26 protein-coding genes and 1 tRNA gene are annotated in these 26,774 nt (G+C 64.9%); 7 read left to right on the top strand and 20 right to left on the bottom strand.

What is annotated here, in order from left to right; genetic code table 11:
* Positions 1-68 precede the first annotated feature (68 nt).
* Entirely contained in the window at positions 69-347 is a 279-nt protein-coding gene (locus H2052_RS05500; protein WP_293778952.1) for a hypothetical protein, read from the top strand.
* Positions 344-811, top strand: coding sequence for a hypothetical protein (locus tag H2052_RS05495; protein WP_293778950.1), 468 nt, complete (start codon positions 344-346; stop codon positions 809-811). The genes H2052_RS05500 and H2052_RS05495 overlap by 4 nt, the downstream gene beginning before the upstream one ends.
* Before the next feature lie 34 nt (positions 812-845).
* Here the strand turns inward: H2052_RS05495 and H2052_RS05490 are convergent, their stop codons facing one another.
* The 4 genes from H2052_RS05490 to H2052_RS05475 all read right to left on the bottom strand — a co-directional run bounded on the left by H2052_RS05490 (position 846) and on the right by H2052_RS05475 (position 3,295).
* A complete protein-coding gene (locus H2052_RS05490; protein ID WP_293778948.1) occupies positions 846-1,436 on the bottom strand; it encodes a hypothetical protein in 591 nt (196 codons plus the stop codon).
* 69 nt (positions 1,437-1,505) lie between these two features.
* Entirely contained in the window at positions 1,506-1,847 is a 342-nt protein-coding gene (locus tag H2052_RS05485; RefSeq protein ID WP_293778946.1) for a hypothetical protein, read from the bottom strand.
* A gap of 30 nt (positions 1,848-1,877) precedes the next feature.
* Entirely contained in the window at positions 1,878-2,504 is a 627-nt protein-coding gene (locus H2052_RS05480) for a hypothetical protein (protein ID WP_293778944.1), read from the bottom strand.
* A 29-nt stretch (positions 2,505-2,533) separates the two neighbouring features.
* Positions 2,534-3,295, bottom strand: a complete 762-nt coding sequence (locus tag H2052_RS05475; RefSeq protein ID WP_293778942.1) for a PDZ domain-containing protein — start codon at positions 3,293-3,295, stop codon at positions 2,534-2,536.
* 154 nt (positions 3,296-3,449) lie between these two features.
* Here H2052_RS05475 and fghA point away from each other — a divergent pair, with 154 nt between their 5' ends.
* Entirely contained in the window at positions 3,450-4,289 is an 840-nt protein-coding gene (gene fghA, locus H2052_RS05470; RefSeq protein WP_293778941.1) for an S-formylglutathione hydrolase, read from the top strand.
* Here the strand turns inward: fghA and H2052_RS05465 are convergent.
* From H2052_RS05465 to hutI, 6 genes are all read right to left on the bottom strand, one after another.
* Positions 4,286-4,885, bottom strand: a complete 600-nt coding sequence (locus H2052_RS05465; protein WP_293778940.1) for a hypothetical protein — start codon at positions 4,883-4,885, stop codon at positions 4,286-4,288. The two genes, fghA and H2052_RS05465, sit on opposite strands and share 4 nt — an antisense overlap.
* A 105-nt stretch (positions 4,886-4,990) precedes the next feature.
* Positions 4,991-5,479 (bottom strand): flavin reductase family protein, encoded by a 489-nt coding sequence (locus tag H2052_RS05460; protein WP_293778938.1) that lies wholly within the window; start codon positions 5,477-5,479, stop codon positions 4,991-4,993.
* Between the two features lie 55 nt (positions 5,480-5,534).
* Complete coding sequence (gene hutU, locus H2052_RS05455) at positions 5,535-7,190, bottom strand: urocanate hydratase (RefSeq protein ID WP_293778936.1); 1,656 nt, start codon at positions 7,188-7,190, stop codon at positions 5,535-5,537.
* Complete coding sequence (hutG, locus tag H2052_RS05450) at positions 7,187-7,990, bottom strand: N-formylglutamate deformylase (protein WP_293779093.1); 804 nt, start codon at positions 7,988-7,990, stop codon at positions 7,187-7,189. Before hutG ends, hutU begins: the two co-directional genes overlap by 4 nt.
* 8 nt (positions 7,991-7,998) lie before the next feature.
* Entirely contained in the window at positions 7,999-9,504 is a 1,506-nt protein-coding gene (gene hutH / locus H2052_RS05445) for a histidine ammonia-lyase (RefSeq protein ID WP_293778934.1), read from the bottom strand.
* Positions 9,501-10,691, bottom strand: a complete 1,191-nt coding sequence (gene hutI, locus H2052_RS05440) for an imidazolonepropionase (RefSeq protein WP_293778932.1) — start codon at positions 10,689-10,691, stop codon at positions 9,501-9,503. Before hutI ends, hutH begins: the two co-directional genes overlap by 4 nt.
* A gap of 47 nt (positions 10,692-10,738) precedes the next feature.
* Here hutI and H2052_RS05435 point away from each other — a divergent pair, with 47 nt between their 5' ends.
* Positions 10,739-12,088: a formimidoylglutamate deiminase gene (locus H2052_RS05435; RefSeq protein WP_293778930.1), complete on the top strand. Its 1,350-nt coding sequence runs from the start codon at positions 10,739-10,741 to the stop codon at positions 12,086-12,088.
* A complete protein-coding gene (locus H2052_RS05430) occupies positions 12,085-12,738 on the top strand; it encodes a UTRA domain-containing protein (RefSeq protein WP_293778928.1) in 654 nt (217 codons plus the stop codon). Before H2052_RS05435 ends, H2052_RS05430 begins: the two co-directional genes overlap by 4 nt.
* 25 nt (positions 12,739-12,763) lie before the next feature.
* Here H2052_RS05430 and H2052_RS05425 read toward each other — a convergent pair.
* The 6 genes from H2052_RS05425 to H2052_RS05400 form a co-directional block, all read right to left on the bottom strand.
* Positions 12,764-12,839 (bottom strand) — tRNA-Lys (locus H2052_RS05425).
* Positions 12,840-12,942: 103 nt separating this feature from the next.
* Positions 12,943-14,067 (bottom strand): rod shape-determining protein RodA, encoded by a 1,125-nt coding sequence (rodA, locus tag H2052_RS05420; protein ID WP_293778926.1) that lies wholly within the window; start codon positions 14,065-14,067, stop codon positions 12,943-12,945.
* Positions 14,060-15,979: a penicillin-binding protein 2 gene (gene mrdA / locus H2052_RS05415; RefSeq protein ID WP_293778924.1), complete on the bottom strand. Its 1,920-nt coding sequence runs from the start codon at positions 15,977-15,979 to the stop codon at positions 14,060-14,062. The genes rodA and mrdA overlap by 8 nt, the downstream gene beginning before the upstream one ends.
* A complete protein-coding gene (gene mreD, locus H2052_RS05410) occupies positions 15,976-16,503 on the bottom strand; it encodes a rod shape-determining protein MreD (RefSeq protein ID WP_293778922.1) in 528 nt (175 codons plus the stop codon). Before mreD ends, mrdA begins: the two co-directional genes overlap by 4 nt.
* Positions 16,500-17,423: a rod shape-determining protein MreC gene (gene mreC, locus H2052_RS05405; protein ID WP_293778920.1), complete on the bottom strand. Its 924-nt coding sequence runs from the start codon at positions 17,421-17,423 to the stop codon at positions 16,500-16,502. Before mreC ends, mreD begins: the two co-directional genes overlap by 4 nt.
* A gap of 13 nt (positions 17,424-17,436) precedes the next feature.
* Entirely contained in the window at positions 17,437-18,474 is a 1,038-nt protein-coding gene (locus tag H2052_RS05400; protein ID WP_293778918.1) for a rod shape-determining protein, read from the bottom strand.
* 173 nt (positions 18,475-18,647) lie between these two features.
* Here H2052_RS05400 and mutL point away from each other — a divergent pair, with 173 nt between their 5' ends.
* On the top strand, positions 18,648-20,417 hold the full coding sequence (gene mutL, locus H2052_RS05395) for a DNA mismatch repair endonuclease MutL (RefSeq protein ID WP_293778916.1): 1,770 nt from the start codon (positions 18,648-18,650) through the stop codon (positions 20,415-20,417).
* A 2-nt stretch (positions 20,418-20,419) separates the two neighbouring features.
* On the top strand, positions 20,420-20,827 hold the full coding sequence (locus H2052_RS05390; protein ID WP_293778914.1) for a DUF2147 domain-containing protein: 408 nt from the start codon (positions 20,420-20,422) through the stop codon (positions 20,825-20,827).
* Between the two features lie 11 nt (positions 20,828-20,838).
* On the opposite strand, the gene H2052_RS05385 is transcribed toward H2052_RS05390, so the two are convergent.
* From H2052_RS05385 to H2052_RS05370, 4 genes are all read right to left on the bottom strand, one after another.
* A complete protein-coding gene (locus H2052_RS05385; RefSeq protein ID WP_293778912.1) occupies positions 20,839-22,134 on the bottom strand; it encodes an amino acid permease in 1,296 nt (431 codons plus the stop codon).
* A 118-nt stretch (positions 22,135-22,252) separates the two neighbouring features.
* Complete coding sequence (locus tag H2052_RS05380) at positions 22,253-24,361, bottom strand: TonB-dependent siderophore receptor (RefSeq protein WP_293778910.1); 2,109 nt, start codon at positions 24,359-24,361, stop codon at positions 22,253-22,255.
* Positions 24,362-24,486: 125 nt separating this feature from the next.
* The gene (locus H2052_RS05375; protein ID WP_293778908.1) at positions 24,487-25,272 is read right to left on the bottom strand and encodes a DsbA family protein; all 786 of its coding nucleotides are present in this window, start codon (positions 25,270-25,272) and stop codon (positions 24,487-24,489) included.
* 7 nt (positions 25,273-25,279) lie between these two features.
* Complete coding sequence (locus H2052_RS05370; RefSeq protein ID WP_293778906.1) at positions 25,280-26,674, bottom strand: M48 family metalloprotease; 1,395 nt, start codon at positions 26,672-26,674, stop codon at positions 25,280-25,282.
* Positions 26,675-26,774 lie beyond the last annotated feature (100 nt).

Below are 26,774 nucleotides of genomic sequence, written 5' to 3'. Positions count from 1 at the left end.
GGAGGGGCGGGGAGCTTGGTGATGCAATGAGCAGCCGCTAGGATGCGACAGAATCGCAGGGGGCGTTCTTGGGGCTGTTTGACTTCTGGAGTATCTTTCGACGCTCCTTTTTAAGGGCTGGAGAGATTGCTTTCTTTGCTCAAGTGTTAGAATTTCTTGGATTATTTGAAGGTTTGAATGAGCTTATTTGGTCGAAGCAGCACTTTCCCGGTTTCCTGTTGATTGCCTGCGCTGGTAGCTTCCTGTACGATATCGTGCATGTTGTGACGCGTCCGGAAATTCCACTTCTACCCGAGAAGCCTTGCGGCCAGGACGAGCCGAGACTACCTTTGGAGCAAGAGATATGACGCAGATCCTCATCTTGGTCGGTGGGTACATTGCCCTGCTCGCGCTTCTCTCGATAGCGGCGCGGCCGGCGCGCCGTGGCCTCATCCAAGTATCGAAAAACCTTGCCAAGCTAGAACTTACCGAACGCGAGCGCCATATGGTGAACGCGCTGCTGTCAGCTTCATATTCTTGGAGGTCTGCGCCGATAATCGCGCTCTCGTTTTTGACCGGGCTGCTGCAAAGCCCTCACTCCCTTGATGAGGAGTCGGAAGAATTTGCCTCCGCGATTCCAAACTTAATTCGGAGCGAGGACTTCCATAGGCTGTTCGAATACCATTTAATCTCGGTGGCGTCGGTCAATCCTTTGTTCGGCCTTTTGGCCTACGCGGCTAGGTTGGCGTTCCGTGCAAAAACGCGTTTCCACACTCAGAGCCGGATGACTGTCCACCAGATCGAATTGATCGGTATGAAGGCTGCGGTGTAGTCACCGCCAAAACCATCAACCGGTCGGCCCGATGTTAGGCTAGCAACCGATGGCAGTTGGCAATCGCGGTAGCGAGGCCCTGATCGGTCATTCGGCAGTGATAACGGAATTGAGTTACCGCATCCTGCAACTCTCGGGCCCGATTGGCGCGCACAATCTCGCCCTCTGCCTGCAACACCACTTTTCTACCGCTCTCCATATCGACCATGACTTCGCGCAGCGCAGCTATGAACCCGGCATCACGCACGCGAGCGAGAGATTGCGTGCTTTCGACCATACGACAAGCTTGAAGGTACACTTCGAGCGCGTCGATACATTTCATCTGATTTTCTGGATCGAATGAGGTGAGCACTTTGAGTTCGTGGCCTTGATCATGTGCTCTGCGCAGTTTGCCCAGCGCATGAAGAACCATGGTAACGTCCTCCCGAACCTCATGGCGCCGACGCCTGTCTTCGATCCAGACGGCCCCGCTGACCGCGAAGGCGGTACCCATCAAGGCGCCGGTGAAGCTTAACCACGCTTCGGCGTTCACAGGTTGCCCCAGCGAATAGACGATGAGGGCGATCCCGAGTGTAACGATCAGGCCCGCGACCGCCCCGAGTAAGAAATCCCCCCAAGTTTTCATGCTCACACAATACGATGAGGGTGGCCGGCGCGTCCAGCACCGCCGGCCTGCAGGGCGCTTTGATTTACATCAGCGGCTATATACGGCCGCAGGAAATGCTTCCTCAAAAGAAGCTGGCACCATTCCCTTTTCCTTGTAGCCGCCCGGTTCGCACCAAAAGCCTATCGAGGGGTCGCGCTCTTTTCCGTCCGCCTTGGCGATTGCCGTAACATTGGCGTTCAACAGCTTCGCGCCCATCATGCAGTTGTTCATATTGTAGGAACCATCAACCTTCGCATCGAAGGAAGACCAGTGGATGCGCATTGAATGATCGACTGGCGAATTTCGATACAACGTCATCGCGCTCGATTGTTCGCCACATGCGGCCAACGTGGTTAGGCAGAATGCCAGAATCGTATTGGCGTAACTCACCTATCTGAACTCCTCCCAAACCCTCTCGGCCTACTGTCCAACCGCCTCCACGCGATATCGAAGCCCTGACCCGTCGACTCCGAGGACCGTCATCCGCACGTCCCGAAAAGCAACTGGGGCAGGGAAGGCCGAACCGATTTCGAAGCTATAGTCTTCGGTGAACGCGGGGCGCGCCATGTCATTCGCGAACTCCCGGTAAGAAAGACGGAGTACGCCACCCGCAAAGCCGAGATACGTGACCGATTGCTTGAAGGTGTCGGTATCCGGGGCGGGCAGTTCGGCCCTTTCATAGGGGACAGGCTCCGCCAGCTTAAAAGCCTGCGTTGCGGAGTCCCTGGCCGATCGATCGAATCTGCCGTCTCCGTCATCGTCCAGACCGCAATAACCGGTTTTCACGTCGCACGCCTTGAAAGCGGTGCGTGTAGAGGCAGAAATCATATGGGCGCCAGCTTGGGCGCTGTCATAGAATTTCACCTTCAATGGAGCCTTGAGGATCGCCCCGTCGACCGCCTCATAGCGAGTGCGCTCAAACACGGCGACGCCCACGGTCGCCGTGGCGTCTGTGCCCACTGGCGGCACGGTGACGGCTCTAACCGGACCTGCGCTGGCGCTGGGCGCAAGGATCAAAATCAATCCCGAAAGCACGCTGAACTGCATTGATCCACCTCTGCATAGGCGCGTCTTCATCACTCAGTGACCGCCGGCCGCCGACGGCTCGGTACGCTGAGAACCATCGCCTTTCCGGCGCGCATGATCTCGATATCGTGGGCGGGTCGCTTATGGGGCTCCCCGAGGCGCTTGAACCACGTGACCTCGTCCTTGAATGGGCGTCCATTGAGCTTTGTGATGACATCACCCGGCAGCATTCCAGCGACCGCAGCAGGACCGTCCGGCGTCACCGATTTAACGCGACGATACCCGTTCCGCCCATCCGTCCCCAAATCTCCCTCGATGCCCAGCCAGACGGCATTCGGGAACGTCGTGCCGACGGGAAGGGTGCCGCCGGCCTCGATCAGGAAGCCGAGCAAGCTGTTGTAGTCATCATCGCCGTCTAACGGCATTTGGCGCATTTGACCCATCGCCATTTGCGTCTCGACCCACCCGCCTGCCTGCGCGCGTACCGTATCACCCACGTCGGCAAAGGTGACGCGGAGGAACTGGCGCGGAGTGGTCGAATAGCTGTTGCCGAGCAGGAGCTGCGTCGCGATCTGCTGCCCTGTGTTCATGGGCGCCTCGCACACGATCTGTCCGGGCGTATTGGTGATGACCGCCATGCGCTTGTCCATGCAGGCGGACGCCACCTTGCCGCGGGCCTCCTCCTCAGTTGCCACACGCATAACAGCTTCAGGCAGTCCGGACGGCGTGACAGCGAGCCTAGGCAGCGCCACGGCGGAATCGGCCAGCGAGGCGCCAATCAGGCACGCAGCCGCCACGAACGATCGTTTCATCCCCTTGCCCCCAAAGAAAAATTCAGGCTGTTGTGTAGCCGAAAAAAGGCCGCTTGTCGCCGATTGCCGCGTGTTGGTTTGGTGGTGGGTACAGCAAGGAAGTATCTGACAACACATTGTAATAGGCTGGTAATTCGCCACGCATGGAGGAAAAATGACCATCGAAACCGTTTCGACCAACCGCAGCTTTGGCGGCACGCAGGGTGTTTATAAACACAGCTCGCGCGAAACCGGCACCCCGATGGTGTTCAGCGTGTTCGTGCCCGATCACGGGCCGGGGGCGAAGCTGCCGGTGGTGTGGTATCTTTCGGGGCTCACCTGCACGCACGCGAACGTCACAGAAAAGGGCGAATTCAGGCGCGCGTGCGCCGAGCTCGGCCTGATCTTCGTGGCGCCCGACACGAGCCCGCGCGGGGATGACGTGCCAGACGACGACGCTTACGATTTCGGCAAGGGCGCTGGCTTTTATGTGGATGCGACGACCACGCCTTGGGCCGCGAACTTCAGGATGCGCAGCTACATCGAAAGCGAACTTCCCGAGGTCCTCGGCGCGCACTTCCCCGCGGACATGACGCGGCAGGGCATCATGGGCCATTCGATGGGCGGGCACGGTGCGCTGACCATCAGCCTGCGCAATCCCGGTCGGTTCCGCGCGACCTCGGCGTTCGCGCCGATTGTCAGCCCTCTGAACTGCCCGTGGGGCGAGAAGGCACTCGGCGGCTATCTGGGGCCGGACCGTGCAGCATGGCGGCAGTATGATGCCTGCGCGCTGATCGAGGACGGCGCGCGCGTGCCGGATCTGCTTGTCGATCAGGGCGGGGCGGACAATTTCCTGAAGGAACAGCTGAAGCCGGAACTGCTGGAAGCGGCGTGCGCGAAGGCGAGCATTCCGCTGACGCTGGCAATGCGCGAGGGCTATGACCACAGCTATTACTTCATCTCGACTTTCATGGCGCAGCACCTCGCGTGGCACCATGAACGGCTCATTCGTTAGGACGGATCGGCCTTGTCGCTGCGCAGTGCTTCACGGAAGGATTCGAGGCGGGCGCGGTAGCCTTCGGCGTCGCCATATTCGAGGAAGGCGCTGTAGCGTTCGTGTGCGCTGCTGACCTTCAGCGCATGCTTGATCGGGCACCAGTATTGCTCGGTGCGGGCTGCGACCTCCCGCACGTAACTGACAACGCCGTTGCCGTAGCTGCAATAGGTGCAGTTCAGCGCCTCGATCCAGTTGAGATAGGCGAGGTGCCCGCGATCGAGTGCGATGTGGTCGCGGCGGCGGACGCGTGGGATACCGTAGTCGCGGAAGCAGATCGCCTGATAAAGGCTGGTCCAAAGGTCGATCAGCACGAACGGCACGATCAGCGAATAGATCACGGGTGCAGTCGCGAGCGTCCTGAAGGACGACTGGGCGATGAACTGCGTGACGCCCATGCGCAGGCGTTTGTGCTCGGCGACGATGCCGTGCTCGAACTCCACCAGCCTCGTCTTCAGTGACCAGCCGAGCGCCTTGCGGCGGCGTTCGATCTCGCGGTCAAGTTCCTGCTGCAGACGGACGATCTCGTGCGCCAGTTCTTCCATCCGTCCTGTCACGCGTTTCCCCCTGAAACCGGTTTGATGGCCGATGGTAGGGCAACGCGGCACCTTGCGCGACTCCCGATGGCGCGTGACTTTGTCCTGGGACTGGCGTGAGCCTGCCTAGGCGGGGACGCGTGTGTAGCGGCCGTCCACGTAGAGGAGCGGGTCGACGGTGTCGCCGACGGTGACCGCCTCGACGCGGCCGATAACGATGGTGTGCGTGCCGTAGGCAAACAGGCCATCCTGCTTGCAGACGACGTTTGCCTGCGCTCCGGCAAGCAGGGGAAGGCCGCCGGGGCCATCCCGCCAGTCACCGCAGGCGAAGCGTTCATTACCCTTGGCGCCGCCACCGCAGAGGCGCGAGATGTCTTCCTGATCGGCCGAGAGCACGTTGATGGCGAAATCCGCGCCCGCCGCGAGCGGCGCGTGGATCGAGGCAGAGCGGTTGACGCAGACGAGCATCGAGGGCGGGTCCATCGACATAGCCTCCACGGCGGTCGCGGCCATCAGGAAGCGCTCGCCCTCGTGGCGGCTGCTGATGACGCAGACCGTGGTGGCGAGGCGGCGCAGCGCCTGCTTGGTCGCACCGACCAGATCGATTTCACCCAATGCGCTTCTCCTGCCACAGCCTGCGGGGCCTATGGCACAGGACGAAACGCCACGTCTAGCCGATGGCGGGGAGATCGAGGCGCTGTTCGCGCGCGCAATCGAGGGCGATGTCGTAGCCCGCGTCGGCGTGGCGCATGACGCCGGTCGCGGGGTCGTTCCAGAGGACGCGTTCGATGCGGCGGGCGGCCGCTTCGGTGCCGTCGCAGACGATGACCATGCCCGAATGCTGTGAATAGCCCATGCCGACGCCGCCGCCGTGGTGGAGTGACACCCACGTCGCGCCGGACGCGGTGTTGAGAAGGGCGTTGAGGAGGGGCCAATCTGAGACCGCGTCGGAGCCGTCGCGCATCGCTTCGGTTTCGCGGTTAGGGCTGGCGACCGAGCCGGAATCGAGATGGTCGCGGCCGATGACGACGGGGGCCTTGAGTTCACCGGAAGCGACCATTTCGTTGAAGGCAAGGCCGAGGCGGTGGCGGTCGCCGAGGCCCACCCAGCAGATGCGCGCGGGGAGGCCCTGAAAGCGGATGCGTTCGCGCGCCATGTCGAGCCAGTTGTGGAGGTGGGGATTGTAGGGGGTGAGTTCCTTCACCTTGGCGTCGGTCTTGTAGATGTCCTCAGGGTCGCCAGAAAGCGCCACCCAGCGGAACGGGCCGATGCCCCGGCAGAACAAGGGCCGGATGTAGGCGGGGACGAATCCGGGGAAGGCAAAGGCGTCCTCGACGCCGGCATCCTTGGCGACTTGCCTGATGTTGTTGCCGTAATCGACCGTGGGCACGCCCGCTTTCTGGAAATCGAGCATGGAGCGTACGTGCGCGGCCATCGAGGCCTTTGCGGCCTCGGCAACGATTTCCGGGTTCTGTTCGCGCATCCCGAACCAGCGTTCGAGGCTCCAGCCGGCCGGGAGGTAGCCATTCACGGGATCGTGCGCGGAGGTTTGGTCGGTGAGGAGATCGGGACGGATGCCGCGCCGGTAGATTTCGGGCAGCAGCTCGGCGGCGTTGCCGAGGAGTCCGACGGAGACGGGCTTCGTGGCGGTGGTGATGATCTTGAGGGCTTCGTCGAGGCTCCCAGCCGCGTGGTCCAGGTAGCCGGTGCGAAGCCGCATCTCGATGCGGCTCGGCTGGCATTCAATCGCGAGGCAGGAGGCGCCGGCCATCGTGGCGGCGAGTGGCTGCGCGCCGCCCATACCGCCAAGCCCCGCCGTCAGCAGCCATTTGCCCGAAAGGTCGCCCCCGTAGTGCTGGCGGCCCATCTCCACGAACGTTTCGTAGGTGCCCTGCACGATGCCCTGCGTGCCGATGTAGATCCACGAGCCCGCGGTCATCTGGCCGTACATGGCGAGGCCCTTGCGATCGAGTTCGCCAAAATGCTCCCACGTCGCCCAATGGGGCACGAGGTTGGAGTTGGCGATGAGCACACGCGGCGCATCGGCGTGCGTGCGGAACACGCCGACGGGCTTCCCGGACTGGACGAGCAGGGTCTCATCGTCCTCAAGGCGGCGCAGAGTCTCGACGATCTTGTCATAGCTTTCCCAATCGCGCGCGGCGCGGCCGATGCCGCCGTAGACGACCAGCTCCTCGGGACGCTCGGCGACGTCCGGGTGGAGGTTGTTCATCAGCATGCGCAAAGGGGCTTCGGTGAGCCAGCTCTTGGCGCTGAGCGTGGTGCCCGTGGCAGGGCGGATGACGCGGGTGGTGTCGGTGCGGGTCATGCGGGTTCCTTCGCGAAGGCGATCGCGGCTTCGAGGATCTCAGTCAGCAAGCGCTGAAGCGGTGCGGCGCGGGCAGGGTCGTAGTCGGCGGGCCAGTTGCCCCACGCGGTGACGGGCGGCTCGGGGAGATAGGTGCGCATGGCGAGCTCCATCTGGACGGCGTGGACGCCTTCGCGGGGACGGCCGTAGTGGCGCGTCGTCCAGCCACCCTTGAAACGGCCGTCGAGGATATGCGTGTAGGACGAGCGTTGGCAGGCGGCCATCATGGCTTCGGCAAGCGCAGTAGCGCAGGTGGTGCCGCTGTTGGTGCCGACGTTGAGGTCGGGAAGATCACCGGGGAACAGGCGCGGGACGTGGCCGCGGATGGAGTGGGCGTCATAGAGGACGACGCGGGCGTGCCGCCTGCGGAGGCGCGCGATCTCCCCGGCGAGCGCGGCGTGGTAAGGATCGAACCAGGTTTCGCGGCGGCGCGCGATTTCGGCGGCATCGGGTTCTTCGCCCGGATGGTAGAAGGGTTCGCCGTCGAACGTCTCGGCGGGGCAGAGGCCGGTGGTGATCTGGCCCGGATAGAGCGAGACGCCGGCGGGATCGCGGTTCACATCGATGACGGTGCGAGACATGCCGGTGCGGATTGTGGTTGCGCCCAGATCACGCGCGAAGGCGTAGAGCGTATCCACCCACCAGTCGGTATCCTTGAGCGCGAGCCAGGGCGACCGCAGGGTCTGCTCGATTTCGAGCGGGATCGTCGTACCTGTGTGCGGGAAGGCGACGACGAGCGGCGCGTCGCCTTGGTGGACCATCAGCCAGGTCACAGGACGGCAAGTTCCGTGAAGGCCGCAAGCGTACCGGCATTCACGATGTGCGTTGCCGCGACGATGTCCGGATGGAAATGGCGGTCGTCCTCAAGCTTCGGAACCTCGGCACGGAGCGCGGCGCGGGCCTGCTCGAGCGCGGGGCTGGAGGTGAGCGGCGCGAGGAAGTCGCAGCCCTGCGCGGCGGCGAGATATTCGATGGCGAGCACAGAGGCGAGGTTCTCCGCCATCGGCAGCAGCCGGCGGGCACCGTGCGCTGCCATCGAGACGTGATCCTCCTGATTGGCCGATGTGGGGATCGAATCGACGCTGGCCGGATGGGCGCGCTGCTTGTTTTCGGAAACGAGCGCGGCCGCCGTTACCTGCGGGATCATGAAGCCCGAATTGATGCCGGGATGCGGGGTGAGGAAGGCGGGGAGGCCGGAGAGCGCGGGATCGACGAGCATTGCGACGCGGCGCTCGGCGATCGAGCCGATTTCGCAGAAGGCGAGCGCGAGCATGTCGGCGGCGAAGGCGACGGGCTCGGCGTGGAAATTGCCGCCCGACAGCGCCTCGTCGGTGTCGGCGAAGATCAGCGGATTGTCGGAGACGCCGTTCGCTTCGTCGACCAGCGTTTCGCCGGCCTGCCGCAGCAGCGTGAGCACGGCGCCCATCACCTGCGGCTGGCAGCGCAGGCAGTACGGATCCTGCACGCGGGCGTCGCCTTCGAGGTGCGAGGCGCGAATTTTGGAGCCCTGCATGAGCGTGCGGAGTGCGTCCGCCACGTCGATCTGACCACGATGGCGGCGGAGCGCGTGGATGCGCGGATCGAACGGCGTGTCGGAGCCCTTGGCGGCCTCGGTGGAGAGCGCGCCGGTGACAAGCGCGGTGCGGAACAGGCTTTCCGCTTCGAACAAGCCCGCGAGCGCATAGGCAGTAGAAAACTGCGTGCCGTTGAGGAGGGCGAGGCCTTCCTTGGCGCCGAGCGTGAGGGGGGTGAGCCCGGCGTCCGCAAACGCGGTGGCGGCGGGGGTGCCGTCGATCTCGCCGACGCCCATCATTGTGGCGGCAATGTGCGCGAGCGGAGCGAGATCGCCGCTAGCGCCGACCGAGCCTTGCGACGGGATGGTGGGCAGCAGGTCCTTCGCCAGCATGGCTTCGAGCAGGCGGACGGTGGTCATCGAAACGCCCGAGGCGCCGTGGCCGAAACTCGCGAGCTTCAGGGCCAGCATCAGGCGAACGACAGCGCGCGGCGTGGGTGCGCCGACGCCGGCGGCGTGGCTGAGTACGATGTTGCGCTGGAGCGTCGCGAGGTCGGCGTCCGCGATGCGCACCGAGGCGAGTTTTCCGAAGCCGGTGTTGATGCCGTAGACCGGATCGCCGTGCGCGACGATACGCGCGACGGCGGCGGCGCTCGCTTCGATGCGGGCGCGGCAGGCGTCGTCGAGGATAGCGACCTCACCGCGATAGATGGCGCGAAGATCGGCGAAGCCGATGGCGCCAGGACGAAGCGTGACGGTCATTGACCTCTCCGAATGCGGGCATGGAGCGGGTTGAAGCCCATGCGGTAGACGAGTTCCGCCGGCTGGCCGATGTCCCAGATCGCGAGGTCGCAGGCCTTGCCGGGTTCGAGCGTGCCGACGTCGCTGTGCCCCAGCGCGCGGGCGGCCTCGCGGGTGAAGCCGGCGATGCACTCCTCGACCGTCAGGCGGAACAATGTGGCGGCCATGTTCATGGCGAGGAGCGGCGAGGTGAGCGGCGAGGTGCCGGGGTTGCAATCGGTGGCGAGGGCGATGGGGACGCCGTGCGCGCGGAGGGCCTCGACGGGCGGGCGCTTTTCCTCGCGCGTGAAATAGAACGCGCCAGGGAGGAGGACTGCGACGGTGCCGGACGCCGCCATCGCGGCAACGCCCGCCTCGTCCAGATATTCAAGATGATCGGCGGAGAGCGCGCCGTGGCCGGCGGCGAGCGCGGCGCCGCCGAGATCGGATAGCTGCTCGGCGTGGAGCTTGACCGGCAGGCCGAGCGTGCGAGCGATTTCGAACACGCGGGCGACCTGCGCGGGCGAGAAACCGATGCCTTCGCAGAAGGCATCGACGGCATCGACGAGGCCTTCGGCGGCGAGCGCGGGCAGCATCGTGTCGCAGACATGCGCCACGTAGGCGTCGCGGTCCGCGAATTCCGGCGGCAGGGCGTGGGCGCCCAGGAAGGTGGTGGTGACGGTGACGGCGCGCAGGTCGGCGAGGCGGCGCGCGGCGCGGAGTTGCTTGCGCTCGTCGGTGAGGCTGAGGCCGTAGCCGGACTTGATCTCCACCGTGGTGACGCCCTCGGCGATGAGCGCGTCGAGGCGGGGCAGGGAGGCCGCGACAAGCTCGTCCTCGGTGGCCGCGCGCGTGGCTTTCATCGTCGAGACGATGCCGCCGCTACTCCGCGCGATCTCCTCGTAGGAGGCGCCCGCGAGGCGCAGTTCGAACTCGCGCGCGCGGTTTCCCGCGTAGACAAGATGCGTGTGGCAATCGACGAGGCCCGGCGAGATCCAGCGGCCTTGGCAGTCGATGCGCTCAGCGGTTTTCGGCGCGCCTGCGCTCGGCCCCGCGTAGGTGATGGCGCCGTCCTCGCACGCAACGGCGCCGTCCTCGACGATGCCGAGGCCACGCCCTTCGAGGGTCATGAGTCTTGCGTTGTGCCAGAGGCGATTCATGCGTGTCATTCTCAGCGCGATCGGCTATTATGTCTAGACATAATATCGAGGTGGTAATGCAAAGGCTTTGGTTCTCGCAGGCAAGACTGAATAGTGGCTGGGCGAAGGACGTGCGGCTCACGCTGTCGGGCGGGGTGATCGAAAGCGTCGAGACAGGCGTCGTGGCAGCGGCCGGAGATGAACGCCACGGCATTGCCATGCCGGGGCTCTGCAATGTCCACAGCCACGGTTTCCAGCGCGGCATGGCGGGCCTTTCGGAGCGGCGCGGGCGGCCGGACGACGATTTCTGGTCATGGCGCGAGGTGATGTACCGCTTCCTCGACCGCATGACGCCGGACGACATCGCCGCGATTACCGCGCTCGCCTATGCCGAGATGCTGGAAAGCGGTTACACGCGTGTCGGAGAGTTTCACTACCTGCATAATGATGTGGGCGGTGCCCGCTACGCCGACCCGGCGGAAACAGCGGGCAGCATCGTCTCGGCTGCGGCGGAAACCGGTATCGGGCTGACGCTGCTTCCCGTGTTCTACGCCCACGCCGATTTCGGTGGAGCGCCTCCCGCGCCGGGGCAGCGCCGGTTCATCAGCGATATCGACGGTTTCGCGCGGCTGATGGAGGCGAGCAGCGCCAAACTGCGCAAGGGTGACGTGATCGGCATCGCCCCGCATTCGCTACGCGCGGTGACACCGGAAGAACTCGCCGCGATCCTGCCGCTCGCGGAGGGCGGCCCCATCCACATCCATGCCGCCGAGCAGACGAAGGAGGTGGATGCCTGCCGCGCATGGTCCGGGGCGCGGCCTGTCGAGTGGTTGCTCGACAACGCGGGCGTGGACGAACGCTGGTGCCTGATCCACGCGACGCACATGGATGATGCGGAAGTGATGGGGCTGGCCGCATCGGGCGCCGTCGCCGGTCTCTGCCCCGTGACGGAAGCGAACCTCGGCGACGGCGTGTTTCCGGCGGAGGCCTATCTGCGTCTCGAAGGCCGCATCGCTACGGGCACCGACTCCAATATCCTCGTCGATGCGGCGAGCGAACTGCGCATGATCGAATACAGCCAGCGGCTTCGCCACCGCCGCCGCAGCATTCTCGGCTGCGAAGAGACGGCGTCGGTGGGCGAGCGGCTGTTCGGCGCGGCGCTCGCGGGCGGCGCGCAGGCACTGGGCATGCAATGTGGGCTCGCCGCGGGAATGCCTGCCGATATTGTCGCGCTCAGCGCTTGCCATCCGGCGCTCGCCGCAAGAAAAAGCGACATGATTGTCGATAGCTGGATTTTCGCGGGCGGTGCGGACTGTGTGGACAGCGTCTGGGTCGGCGGCGTGCGTAAGGTCGAAGGTGGCCGGCACGTCGCACGCGGGGCGATCGCGGCGCGTTATGCCGCTGCGCTGGAGCGCCTCACCGCGTGAAGCCTGGCGAGCGCATCCGCGCCGATATCGAGGGACGCATCCGTTCAGGCGAATGGAAGCCGGGAGACCGCATCCCCTTCGAGCATGAACTTGTCCGCCTCTACGGCTGCTCGCGCGCCACGGTAAGCAAGGCGCTGGAGATGCTCGCGCGCGCGGGGCTTATCGAGCGGCGGCGCAAGGCGGGATCGTTCGTCGCGCATCCGCGCGTCCATTCGGCGGTTCTGGAGGTCCCTGACCTTGCGAGGGTCGTCGCCGAGCGCGGCCTTGCTTATCGCTGGCAGAGGCTGAAGCGCGAGGTGCGGGACGGCACAATTGTTGTCACCGGCCTCCATCACGCGGGCGATGAACCCTATTGCATCGAGCAGCGCGAAATCTCGCTCGCCGCGGTGCCCGAGGCCGAAGCCGAGTTCTTCACGGACGAAGCACCCGGCACGTGGCTGTTGAAGCGCGTGCCGTGGAGCGAGGCGCGGCACCGGATCAGTGCCGTGATGCCTACCGCCGCCGAAGCCCGCCTGCTCGGCATCCCGCGCACCGCGTGCCTCCGCATCGAACGCTGGACATGGCGCGGCGGAGAGCCGGTGACAAGCGTCTCGCAGCTCTTCCCCGGCGACCGCCACGACCTCGTCGCAGACTTTGCGCCGGGCGTCTGAATTCAGGTTTCGGGAGGAGAGAAAGTGGTGGATGCACTAGGGCTCGAACCTAGGACCCGCTGATTAAGAGTCAGCTGCTCTACCAACTGAGCTATGCATCCACATCGGGCATGAGATAGGCGCCGGGGCGCCGCTTTCAACCGCGAGGCGGGGGCTATAGCGCGGGGTATGCGGGGTTGCAAGGCCGGAATTGATGCCGACGCCCTAGAATGATGACGGACCTTCGCCGATCATGGTTTCCTCGCGCTGGCGGTCGATCGAAAGCAGGATGCCGATGAGGAGCATTGCGGTCATCATCGCCGATCCGCCGTAGGACATCAGCGGCAGCGGAATGCCGACGACGGGCGCGAAGCCCATCACCATTGCGAGATTGACGAACACATAGAAGAACAAGGTGCAGGTGAGGCCCGCCGCGGTCAGCCGCGCGAACTGGTTGCGGGCGCGGAGCGCCACCGAGAAACCCCAACCGAGTATGACGACGTAGCAGGCGAGCACGAAGATCATGCCGAAGAGGCCCCATTCCTCGGCCATCGTCGCGAAGATGAAGTCGGTATGCAGCTCGGGCAGGTACTGGAGGTGGCTCTGCGTGCCCGACAGAAAGCCCTTGCCCGAAAGCCCGCCCGAGCCGATCGCGATCTTCGATTGGGTGATGTGGTAGCCCGCGCCCAGCGGATCTGCGTCCGGATCGAGGAAGATGAGGATGCGCCGCCGCTGATAATCGTGCAGCAGGCTGACGGCGATCGGGATTGCCGCGACCAGCGCCGCGCCACCGCCCACGAACAGTGACATGCGCGCGCCCGCCAGAAACACGATCACCACCCCGCCGAACGCGATCGAAAGCGCCGTGCCGAGATCGGGCTGCAGCATGACGAGCGCAACGGGCAGGCCGATGAGGATCGCGGGCGCGACGAGGCTGCCCCAACGCTGCGTTTCGACGCGCGGCAGGTAGTGAAAGAAGCGCGCCAGCGCGAGCACGATGGCAATCTTCATGAGTTCGGAGGGCTGCAGCCGGATGATGCCGAGATCGAGCCAGCGCTGGCTGCCGCCACCCACTTTGCCCAGAATCTCGACGCCGAGAAGCATCACGACAACAATGCCGTAAGCGGGATAGGCAGCGCGCAGCCACCACGATAGCGGCACCTGGCTCATGGCGAGCGCCATCACGAAAAACAGCGTGAAGCGGATGCCCTGATTGAACGCCCACGGGCGTACGTGCCCGCCGGCGGCCGAATAGAGCACGGCCAGCCCGAATCCGCCGAGCGCGAGCAGCGTCAGCAGCATCCGCCAGGGCAGCGCCTGCAGCCGATCGGGAATCGCGCTGTTAAGCATCGGGGATGGGTTCTGTGGGTGAGGGCGGGGCGGCCGCCTGCGCCGCTGCGGCGGCCACAGCAGCACGCTGCGCGGCTTCGCGGCCCCAGCCTTCCTCCAGCCGTTCGAGCGCTGCCATCGCGATCTCGGGCGCGAACAGGAAGGTCATCACATCCTTGGCGATGGGCGCCGCGGTTATGCTCCCGCCGCCGCCGTGCTCGATGACGACGCTTACGGCGTAGCGCGGCTCCTCGACCGGCGCGAAGGCGATGAAGTGGCCGTGGTCGCGGAACTTCCAGGGGATCGACTTGTAATTGGCGCCGCGCGTCGCGCTGGTCAGCGCGCGCACCTGCGCGGTGCCGGTCTTGCCCGCCATCTGTATGGGGATGGGCAGGCGCGAGCGTCCGGCGGTGCCCTGCGGACCGTTCACGGTGAGACCCATCGCATAGCGGATGCGCGCCAGATGCTCCGGATCGACGTCGAGCGTGCCCGGCGTGCTGCCGCCGGAAACGAGGCGCGGCACGACGCTCCGGCCTGAAGCGATGCGCGCCGACATCACGGCAAGCTGCAGCGGCGAGGTGAGCATGTAGCCTTGGCCGATCGCGGTATTCAGCGTCTCGCCGGTCAACCACTCCTTGTCGTAGCGGCGCCGTTTCCATTCAGGCGTGGGAATGAGGCCGTCGCGCTGCGTGGGCAGCGACAGGCCCTCATACTCTTGTCCGAGCCCGAGGCGTTTCGCCATGTTGGCAATGCGCTCGATGCCGATCTCGCGGCCGCGCGTATAGTAATAGACATTGCAGCTCTGGAAGATGCTCTTGTCGAGGTTCACGGTGCCGTGCCCGCCGCGCCGCCAGCAGCCGAAGCGATGGCTACCCAGATAATAGGCGCCCGGGCAATGCACCGTCGCCTCCGGATCGATGCCGTATTCGAGTGCGGCGAGCGCCGTGACCGGTTTGAACGTCGATCCGGGCGGATAAAGCCCCTGCACGGTCTTGTTGATGAGCGGATTGTGGTCGTCCGACATCAACGCGTTCCATTCCTTGTGGCTGATGCCGTCGGAAAAGCTGTTCGGATTGAACGCGGGCATCGAGACTAGCGTCAGCACGTCGCCCGTCCACACGTCGATCACGACGACGCTGCCGGATTCGGGCCCGAGCCGCCGCGCCGCGAAGGACTGAAGATCACGGTCGATGGTGAGCTTCACCGTCTGGCCCGGAGAGTCGTTCACCGTGGAAAGCTCGCGGATCACGCGGCCGCGCGCGTTCACCTCCACGCGGCGCGCACCGGCTTTGCCACGCAGCGGCACGTCCAGCACCTTCTCGATGCCGTCCTTGCCGAGCTTGAAGGCCGGGTGCAGGTAGAGCGGGTCGCGGTCCGCGGCGAGATACTGCTCGCGCGTTGGTGCACCGACGTAGCCGAGCAGGTGGCCGACCGCCTCGCCATCGGGGTAATAACGCGTGAAGCCGCGCACCGGCTGCACACCGTCGTAATCGGGCAGGCGCACGTTTATCGCCGCGAAATCGTTCCAGCTGATGCCCGCCGCAACCTGAATGGGGAGGTATTTGGGCTGCGTTGCCGCCGCCTCGCGAATCCGCGCGACCTCTTCGGGCGGCAGCCGCAACAGGCGGGTGAGATCGGCAAGTGTCTGTTCGAGGTCGGCGATCTGTTCGGGGATCATCTCCAGCCGGTAATCAGGCTGGTTGACGGCAAGCGGCTTGCCGTTCCGGTCGACGATCCAGCCCCGCCGCGGCGGGATCAGCCGCACGGAAACGCGGTTATCCTCGGCAAGGAGCTTGTATTTCTCCTGCTCGAAGATCGAGAGATAGGCCATGCGTCCGGCAAGCAGCAGGCCGAGGCCGCCGGTCGCCGCGCCGACAAATAATGTGCGGCGCGTGAACATCTGCTCTCGGGCGGCTTCGGAGGTGAGCTTCATGGCGCCCACCTACGCTGGATCCGCGCGAAGAAGTGCGCGGCGAACGGATACACGGCGATCGTCGCCGCGGTCTGCGTCGCAAGCGGCAGGAAGGGGAACGGGTCCGCGACGAGGGCGCAAAGTCTCCACAGCGCCAGATGGTACACGAACAGTATGGGTATGCTGAACAGCCAGTCGCCGATCCAGCTGGCGCGGCGGACATGTGCGTCGGCATAGCGCACGAGCATCATGAACAGCGGCAGCAGCAACCCGTTCGCGCCTACGGGGGTTCCGAGCAGGATGTCGCCGGCAAGCCCCATCGGTAGCCCCGTCCATTCGGGCATCTGCTGCGGGCGGTAGAGTGTCCAGAGTAGCACGAGCAGAAGCGCGAGATTGGGCATCACCGGCAGCGGTGCGAACATTGGAAGTGTCATCACCATATAGGCGGTGACGACGACGATCATCGGGATCGACAACTTCCAGTGATCGAAGATCCAGCGCGCCCGTTCGCGCGCGGTCATCTGATGCCACGGCGTCGTAATCACTCGGCGGCCTGCTGTTGGATGACGGCTTCGGGGTGGGATTCGCGCTCCCGCGGTGTTTCTTCGGGAAGCGGCATCGGGGGCATGTAGGGGCGCTCGACGATCACGTAATCAAGCCCGTCCGGGGTCGTCGCGGGGCGGGCTTCGGGCATGTCGCCGGAAACGCGCACGACGGTTGCGACAGCAAGCCCGGGCGGGAAAAGCCCGCCGTCGCCCGATGTGACGAGCCGGTCGCCGACGCGGACTTCCGAATTGGAGGGCCCCGAAAGGTCGACGTCGAGCAGCGGCAGGTTCTTCCCGATGAGGAGCGCGGGAAGACCAGTGCGGACCACGCGCACGGGTACGCGGCTCGAAACGTCGGTGAGCAGCATCACGCGTGTGGCGCGGCTGCCGACATCGACGGTGCGCCCGATGAGCCCCGCCGCGGCGAGCACTGGCTGACCGGGTTCGACGCCGTGGCGTGCGCCGCCGCTGATCAGTGCATAGCGGACATAGGCGCCCGTCGAGGAGCCGGAAATCGCGAACACGCCGATGCGCTCGCGCGACGGTTCGGTGACCCTGAGAAGCTTCTTGAGTTCGCGGTTTTCGTGCAGCGCCTGCAGGTGGCGTTCGCGCTCGATCTGGTACATGCGGTCGCGGCCTTCGAGCAGGCGCACTTTCTCGACAGCCTTGAAATAATCGGCGACGGAGCCCGCCGCGGCCTGAACCTCTGCCAGCGGCACGAGAATGGCGGCCCACAGCGGTGCAACGAGATCGGCTGCGCCGCTGCGAAGCGCGGAATAGCGGTCGGGGCTGGCGCGGCTCAGCACCAGAAGCATCGCGGCGATGGCGACGGCGGCAATCGTCGCCGCGCGTCCCAGAAGCGCAATGTTGCGTTGACGGCGCGAACTCCGCCCGCTCGATCTGCGGGGTGGCCACGCCATCCGCAGTAACTCCCTAGAGTGCGGTGGTCAGGACGCCGCGAAAGATCGGCTCTTCGAGCGCGCGGCCGGTGCCGAGCGCAACGCAGGTCAGCGGATCGTCAGCAACGGTGACGGGAAGCCCGGTCGCATCGCGCAGAACTTCATCAAGTTGTCCGAGAAGCGCGCCGCCGCCGGTGAGCACGATGCCTTGATCCACGATGTCGGCGGCGAGCTCTGGTGCTGTGTTTTCAAGGGCTTGGCGCACGCCTTCGACGATTGCCGACACCGGCTCTGACAGCGCCTCTGCAATCTGCGCCTGGTTGATGGTTATCTCCTTCGGCACGCCGTTCATCAGGTCGCGGCCCTTGATCTCCAGCGTCACGCCGACGCCGTCGAGCGGCGGTTTCGCCGTGCCGATTTCCTTCTTGATACGCTCGGCGGTGGCCTCGCCGATCAGAAGATTGTGGTTGCGGCGGACGTAGCTGACGATCGCGTCGTCCATCTTGTCGCCGCCGACACGCACGGATGTTGTGTAGGCGAGGCCGCGCAGCGAGAGCACGGCGACTTCGGTGGTGCCGCCGCCGATGTCGACAACCATCGAACCGATCGGCTCGGTGACCGGCATTCCGGCGCCGATTGCGGCGGCCATCGGTTCCTCGATCAGATACACTTGGCTCGCGCCGGCATTGTTCGCGGCATCGCGGATCGCGCGGCGCTCGACGCTGGTGGAGCCCGAAGGCACGCAGATGACGATTTCGGGATAATTGCCGAACTTGCGCGTGTGCACCTTCTTGATGAAGTGGTTGATCATCTGCTCGGCGACGTAGATGTCGGCAATCACGCCGTCGCGCAGCGGACGGATGGCTTCCACGTTGCCCGGCGTCTTGCCCATCATCATCTTGGCGTCGTTGCCGACCGCCTTCACGACCTTGCGGCCGTTGATCGTTTCGATCGCGACCACCGACGGTTCATTGAGCACGATGCCCCGGCCGCGCACGTAGACGAGCGTGTTGGCGGTGCCGAGATCGATGGCCATGTCCTGGGCAAGAAAACCAAAAAGGCGGCTGAGCATGGAGTTCTTCTCTTTTATGCGTGTGGACGCGCGTTGGCCTGCATATGCAGTGTTGTCGCGGGGAAGTGCAAGGGGCGCATTGGCGTCGCTTTCGTGGTTAACGCGGCTTTCACCACGCAATACGCGACGAACCGCTAACAAAGCCTTGCGATCGTTGCTAGGAAGACGCGGCCATGTCGATCCGCCGCCTGCCTGAAGACCTCGTCAACCGCATCGCTGCCGGTGAAGTCGTCGAGCGGCCCGCGAGCGCGGTGAAGGAACTCGTCGAAAATGCGCTCGATGCGGGCGCAACGCGAATCGCGGTCGAGCTTGAAGGCGGCGGCCTCGATCTCATCGCGATAACCGACGACGGCTGCGGGATGGACGCGGACGACCTCCGCCTCTCGCTGGAACGCCACGCCACCTCGAAGCTGCCGACCGGCGACCTTGAAGCGATCGCCACGATGGGCTTCCGCGGCGAGGCGTTACCCTCGATCGCCAGCGTCAGCCGCTTCCGCATCGCCAGCCGCACGGCAGGCGGGGAGGGGTGGGAGATCGAGATCGACCACGGCGCTGTGCTGCGCGACGGTCCCGCTTCACTGCCGCCCGGCACGCGTGTTAGCGTCGCGGACCTGTTCGGCAAGGTGCCCGCGCGCCGCAAGTTCATGAAAAGCCCGCGCGCCGAACTTGCCGCCTGCCTAGACACCGTGCGCCGCCTCGCGATGGCGCGCGCCGATGTCGGGTTCAGCGTTGTCCACGAAGGCCGCCGTATCCTCGACGCGCAGCCTTCGGCGGACCTCCTCGAAAGTGCCCGCGTGGCGCGGCTCGCAGCGATCCTGGGGCAGGAGTTCACCGACAACGCGGTGGCGATCGATCTGGTGCGCGATGGGCTTCGCCTCGGCGGGCTCGCAGCGGTGCCCACCTACAGCCGGGGTGCGGCGGATCATCAGTATCTGTTCGTCGGTGGACGTCCGGTGAAGGATCGGCTGCTGCTCGGTGCGGTGCGCGGCGCCTACCGCGATCTCTTGGCGCGAGACCGGCATCCGGTACTCGCGCTGTTCCTCGACGTGCCGTTCGATTTCGTCGATGTGAACGTCCACCCGGCGAAGACCGAAGTGCGCTTCCGCGATCCGGCACTGGTACGCGGCCTCATCGTGTCGGGCCTGCGCCATGCGCTCGACAGTGGCAGCGGCCACGCCGCGACGACGGTGTCCGAAGCCGCGCTTGCGGCATTTCACGCCGAGCCGCTGGCGCCCGCGCCACAGCCACACCGCTCAGCGTCGATGTTCGGCGAACACAGCTTCCGCTTCAATGCCCCTCCGCAGGCGCGCGCCGAAGCGCCGTCACCCGTCTACGCCGAAAGCCGCGACGCCGACCTCACGGCATTCCCGCTCGGCGCGGCCCGCGGGCAGGTGCATGGCAGCTGGATCGTCGCGGAAACGGCAGACGCGCTCGTCATCGTCGATCAGCACGCCGCGCATGAGCGCCTGACGCTTGAAAAGATGAAGCGCGCCATGGAAGGCGGTGGGGTCCGCGCGCAGGCGCTGCTGCTGCCCGAGGTCGTCGAACTCGAGGAAGCCGAATGCGACGGCCTGGAAGCTCACGCTGCCGAGCTCGCCGAAATGGGGCTGGAGATCGAACGCTTCGGCGCTGGCGCCATCCTCGTTCGCGCGGCACCCGCAATCCTCGGCAATGCCGACGCGAAGGCGCTCGTGCGCGATCTTGCCGACGACATCACCAGCCTCGGCGCCGCGCACAGCCTCAAGGAACGGCTCGACGAAGTCTTCGCGACGATGGCCTGCCACGGCTCGGTGCGGGCAGGGCGATCGCTCAGCGTTACAGAAATGAACGCGCTGCTGCGGGAGATGGAGGCGACGCCGCATTCGGGCCAGTGCAACCACGGACGCCCGACCTATGTGAAGCTCGCGCGCGGGGATATCGAGAAGCTGTTCGGGAGGCGGTAGCCATGAAGCGATCCGTGCTGTTGTCGATGCTGCTGCTTTCAGCACCCGCGCTGGCGCAGAGCCAAACGCTTCCGGAGCGGACCTACGGCACGTGGAAGAATCCGAAGAACAGCGTCCACGTCGAGGCGCAGGAGTGCGACGGCAAGATGTGCGGCGTCGTGGTGTGGGCGAACGACAAGGCCAAGGCTGACGCGCGGCGCGGCGGCACGGACCAGCTCATCGGCCGTCAGCTCTTCCAGGATTTCGAGGAACAGCAGGAAGGCCGCTGGAAGGGCAAGGTCTTCGTGCCCGACATCAACCGCACCTTCCACGGCACCGTCACGATCATCGATGCCGATACGCTCGAAGGGAAAGGCTGCCTCATCGGCGGCATCGGCTGCAAATCGCAGGTGTGGACGCGGGTGAAGTAAGCGGAAGCCGCCTACCGCATCGTGGCCGCCGCGCTTATCCTGTTGAGCCGGAACATCACGCCACGAACGACAAGGCCGATCGCAAGCAGAACCAGACACCACAGGCTCGCTTCGAGGCCGATGCCGTAAGTCGCGAAGGCGATGAAGAGGATCGCGCCCGCGATCAGGAGACGCTGGGCGGGGGCGGGGCTGCACCGCCACGCCGCGAGCGCGGATGTCAGATAGACAAGCACCATCGCAGCGGTTGAAAGCAGAATGATGAACGTGAAGAGATGCGCCGTCGCGCGACTGCTGTTGGCAAGCAGCAGAATGACGCTGAGGATGGTGGCCGCGATCTGCGCGGCGACGGGCGTGTTGCTTCCGCGCGTTTTTGTCATGGCCTTGGGCATCTCGCCGCGCAGGGCCATCGCGTAACCAAGCTCACCGCTGCCGAGGATCAAACCGTTCAGGCATCCGATCGCTGCGACCGCGACGGTCAGCGCGCTTACGGTTGCGGCGGTATTGCCCCAGCGCGACACCAGCGCATCGGCAAAAGGCGCCGGCGAAGCGACGATGGCGCTGGTCGGCAGCAGCATCTGGATCGCCGTTCCGGCGATGAGATAGAGCAAAACGACAAAGGCCGTGCCGCCGATCAGCGCGCGAGGGATTGTCCGCTCGGGATCGCGGACCTTGCCGACCGGGGTCGTTACCGTTTCGAAGCCGGTGAAGGCGAAAAAGGTGAGCGCCGTCGCCGTTGCGATGTTGGCGAAGTTCACCGCCACCGGCGCGAAGGGTTCGAAGGTGCCGCCCGTTACGCCGCGTTCGACAAAGAGGAAGACGACCGCCAGCAAGGGAATAAGCTTGATGGCGACGGTAATGATCGAAAAACTGCCTGCAGCGCGCACGCCCACCGCGTTGATCGCGGTGAGCACTATCAGCCAGCCGATTGCCATCGGGACGATCGCGGCATCGCCGCCAAGCGAGGGGCTGACGAAAGAGAGGGCCGCCGCCGCGGCGAGCGCCACCGCCGCCTGCGCCACCCAGTTCGACACCCAGAAGCTCCACGCGACGAGGAACGCGACCGTCGACCCGTATTCCTTTTCGACATTGGCCTGGATGCCATCGCCGCCCAGGCGCGACAGGCGCGCGAGGCCATAGGCGATGCACAGGATACCGACCCCGCTGATGACCCAACCGATCAGTGCGTTGGGGCCGAGGGGCGCAAGGCTGATCGGAAGCATGAAGATGCCCGAGCCGATGATGGTGCCGACAACGAGTGCGGCCGTCATCCAGAAGCCGATCATTTGCGGCTTGGCGCTTGCAGTCATGGTGCCCCCCCACCGACCGGAACGGCAGAATCGCCGTCAGGTCGATGGGGACGTTAAACGAACTGTGGAGGGTGCGGAAATTTTATTGGTACAGGGCCGGGTGTTAGTCCCATCCCCCTCAATAGTTGGCGCGCAGCGTCAGCAGCACGTTCCGCGGCTCGCCGTAGTTGTTGTACGTGTTGATCGAGCCGACCCGGGCGTAATAGACCTTGTCGAACAGGTTGTTCACCGTCGCGAAGACCCGTAGCTGCTCGTCGAAGCGGTAGCCGAGTTGGGCGCTGGCGACCGCGAACGCGCCCTGTTCGCGGATACCGGCGACACCGCCGCCCACGACCTTGCTTTGTGCATTGACCCCGATCGACGCGAACGCCCCGCTGAGCGCAGCGGGTTCGTAGCGCGCATAGCCCTTGAACTGGTGGCGCGGTGTGAAGATGTCGAAGACCGTGCCGGTCTGCACTGCTGTGCCCACCTCGTATTCGGTCTTGACGTTGGTGTAGCCCAGATTGAGGTCGAGGCCTGCAAGCGGGCTTCCCGTTACCTCGAACTCGAAGCCTTCGATGCTGACCTCTCCGGCGGCCACGAAAAAGCCCGGTGCGGAGACGTCGGCGAGCGCGCGGTTCTTGTCCTTGCTGCGGAATACGGCGGCGCTGGCGTTCAGTTTTCCGTCCAGAAACCGGCCTTTCAGGCCGATTTCGTACTGCTCGCCGACGCGCGGATCGATCGTCGTCCCATCCTGCTGCAGCGCGGTCTGCGGGTTGAAGATGTCGGAATAGCTTCCGTAAAGCGTGACATTGTCGGTGAGATAGAGCACCGCGCCGATGCTTGGCGTGAACTGCCCACGTTCCCGCGATGTGACGCGGAAATCGGTTGCGGTTGAGGGCGGAATATTGCGGGACTTGTTGGTGAAGTTGCTGAATCGCCCGCCAAGCACCACAGTCAGCGGATCGAGGATACGGAGCCGCGCCTGCGCATGGAAACCGCTCTGCCGAAGATCGGTTTCGCTGCCCTGCGTGAACGGGCCGGGCTGCGGAATCGAATCCACATCGAAGATCGAGTAACGGCCGACCACGGTCTGAGAGCGGGACAGGAACGATGTCGTCCGCTTGTCGAAGCTGTAACCGAGCGCCAGTTCATGTTCGCGCCCGAACAGCGTGAAGGGACCGGTCGCATAGGCATCCACCGCCCGCTTGCCGTTCTCGCCGTCGCTGCGGCGGTTGACATAGGTTGCCGTCAGCGTGGCGGGATCGACGCCGGTTCCCGGCTGGATGAATGCATCGACGAAGGAGCGCGGAATCTCGCGTTCCAGCGCGCGCACCTTCAACGTCCACCGCCCGATGCGCTGCTCGACCTCTGCGGCGTATTCGACGGTCGTATCGGTGAAGATGTTCCAGTCTGGAAGGTGCTGGAAACTGCGCGGAAAGCCGAGGAATTGCTGGTTGGTGAATGCGGGCTGGCCGTTTTGCGGCGGGTTGGCCTCGTTATGCTGATAGCTGACCGACGCGCCGATCGTGGTGGTGGGCGTAAGGTCGTAATCGACCGCGCCGTAGGCGACGAATTTGCGCGTATGCGATTTCTTCTGGAAGAAATCCCGGTCGAGCAGGCTGCCGACCGCGCGGACGCGAAGCTTGCCGGCGGCATCGATCGGCCCGCCAATATCGAACTCGCCGCGATAGTTGTTCCACGAACCGGCGGCGAGGGCGGCCGACATCGAAAATTCAGCGAGGCCGCGCTTGCGGATGAGATTGATCGTGCCGCCCGGTGATCCGGCACCGCGGAACAGGCCGGTCGGGCCGCGCTGAACCTCGACCCTTTCATAAATTACCAGGTCGAATTCCGGCACGCCGGACGAGAAGGTCGATGGGACGCCATCGTAAGCATAATCGAGCACGAATCCGCGCGCCCGGTAGTCCGGGTTCGATCCGTCGAAGGGCATCACCGTCACGCCCGTCACCTGCTGCAGGGCTTCGCCGATCGTGAAGAGGTTGCGATCTTCGATCTGTTCGCGGGTCACGACACTTATCGATTGGGGAATCTCGATAAGGGGTGCCGGGCTCTTGCCCGCCACCGCCGCTGTTTCCGGCGCATAGCTGTCGTCGGCGGCGATACCGGTGACGACGATCTCCGGGTTGCGATGTTTCTCGTCCTCCGCATCGTCGGCATATGCGGGAACGGTCAGAAGCGGCAAGCCGAGCAGAAGTCCGGCCCTGAACGGCAATGAAAGAATCACGATTTCCCCCTGAATGATATGAGACAGTATATCATATCAATTAGCGCCAAAACGTTTCGGCGCAAGTCAGGGTTTTGGATAATCGTGATCGGTACAGGGCAGGAAAACGGTCGTGCGGCAGCCTCTCAGCCTGCCTTGCGTGCCTCCTTGATCGCCTTTTTCAATTCGTCATACCCCACCGCGCCCGAGAGGATGCGATTGCCAATGACGTAGCTCGGCGTGCCCGTCAGCCCCAGCGCGTTGCCGAGGCGGAGGTTCTTGTCGATTTCGCGCTTCAGGCGCTCGCTTTTCATGTCGGTCGCGGTTTTGGCTTCGTTCAGCCCCGCCTTGCGGACACCCTGAATCGTCTTCTGGGTGGAGACGCGCGCCTTGTCCGTGAACATCCAGTTGTAGAAGGCGCGGTACTTGCCCTGCTCGGCGGCGGAAAGGCTGGCGAGCGCAGCTTCGCGCGAGGCTTCGCCGAGCACCGGGAGGTCGCGGTAGACGACCTTCAAATTCTTGTCCTCCTTGAGCAGCCGTTCGACGTCCGGGTGCGAGAGGCGGCAGTAGGGACAGTTGAAATCGAAGAATTCGACGAGCGTGACATCGCCGTCCTTCGCGCCCGCCCATGCACTGCCGAAGGGCGTTTCGATCTCGTCGCGGTTCTGGGAAACGAGGCTGGAGACCTCGCGCGCCTGCAGGCGGTTCACCGCTTCGGGAATGATCTCCGGGTGCGCGAGGATATAATCGTGGACGATCTTCTCCACCTCCTCGCGCTGCGCTTTCGTCAGCGCGCCGCCGTTCGCCACAGAAGGCTGGCGTCCGGTGAGCAGCATCAGCAGGCCACCTGCGAGCAGCAGCAGCGCGATCGCGCCCGCGATATTGGCCGCAAGCGGCCAGCGCGCCCGCAGGCGTTTGTAGAAGTCGATCATAAAGCCCCTAACGACGTTTCCGCTTGCCGTCCTCGTCTTCGACGGCGTGTTGGCTCACCATGTAGATATCCTGCGCGCGAATCCAGTCCGGAGTGCCGGGGCTGAGGCCTGCCATGGCCGTGCGCGAACTCGCGAGCGCGAGCTGTGCGTTGCCGGTGAGATTGTTCTGCTCGGCGGTGGCGAGCGCGGCGCGCGCTTCGTCGCCGCCGCGCGCGTAAGCGATGCCGAGCTGATACCAGGCGAAGGGATTGCGGTTGTCGCGCGCCACTGCCGCCCGCAGCACGCGCTTTGCCTCCTCCGTATTCTCGGGCTTCTCTGTCGCGATCAGCGCATGGCCGAGCATCCCGGCGATCAGCGGCTGATCGGGCGCGAGCGCCACCGCGCGGCGCAGCGGGCCGATCGCATCACCGACCCTGCCGGATTCGAGCAGCACCTGTCCCTTGAGCTCCAGGAAGAATGGGTCGTCCGGCGCGTCCCGCAGCAGCCAGTCGATCTCGGTCTCCGCGCGGTCCGGGAAGGCATTCTTGTGCCATGCATAGGCGCGGGCGTAGCGCGCAGGTACGGACGTGTCGGTTTCCGGGTACTTCTGGAAGGTGCGCGACGGCTCCTCGATATAGCCGTGGAGCTTTGCCTTGATGCGCAGGAACTTCGCCTGCAGCGCCGGATCCGTGGGCTTTTCCCACGCTGCATCGTTCTTGTAGGTGTTTTCGAGCGAAGCGATGCGATCGCCCGTCAGCGGGTGGGTGCGCGCGTAGCCGTTGTCCTGCGGAATCGCGAGCCGGAACTCCTGGTTCTGCAGCTTTTTGAAGAAGCTGATCGAGCCCCGGCCGGAAAGCCCCGCCTTGTGAAGGAAGGTCGCGCCGGCCTGGTCGGCCGCCGATTCCTGCGTGCGCGAATACGCGAGGAACTTGCCGAGCGCGGCTTGCTGCCCGCCCGCGAAGATCGCCATGCCGGCTTCGCCCGCGCCCGCCGCCATCGCCGCCGCGCCGAGCAGCATCGAGAGGAGGGTGATCGAGGTTGCCGTCTTGGCACCCTCGCTGAAGCGCACGACATGGCCGCCAGTGATATGGCCGATTTCGTGGGCGATGACGCCCTGAACCTCGTTGACGTCGTCAGCGGCCATGAGGAGGCCGCTGTGGATGTAGACCGCCTGTCCCCCCGCGACGAAGGCGTTGATCGAGGAATCGCCGATAAGGATGACATCCAGCGAGCGCGGATTGAGCCCGGCGGCCTCGGCGAGCGGCGCGGAGATTTCATGGAAGAAGGCTTCGGTTTCCGCGTCGCGCAGGATGCTCTGGGCAAGCGCGGGGCGGATCGACGCCATAAAGGCGAGAACAGCGGCGAGCAGGAGGCGCAGGCCCGCCGAAAAAGGCTTTCGGGCTGAAACAAACCGGGATGTCATCGCCGCCCTATCACCTTTCGCGACTGAACCCCCAATGAGCGAAACTAAGGCGGCGGCGGGCGATTGCAAGCCCGCCGCCGTGTCTCTGGTACGCTGGCGT

This window comes from Sphingosinicella sp. (assembly GCF_013911755.1).
Lineage (GTDB): Bacteria > Pseudomonadota > Alphaproteobacteria > Sphingomonadales > Sphingomonadaceae > Sphingosinicella.
Note: the sequence above shows the minus strand (reverse complement) of the source record. Positions and strands in the feature narration are given on the sequence as shown.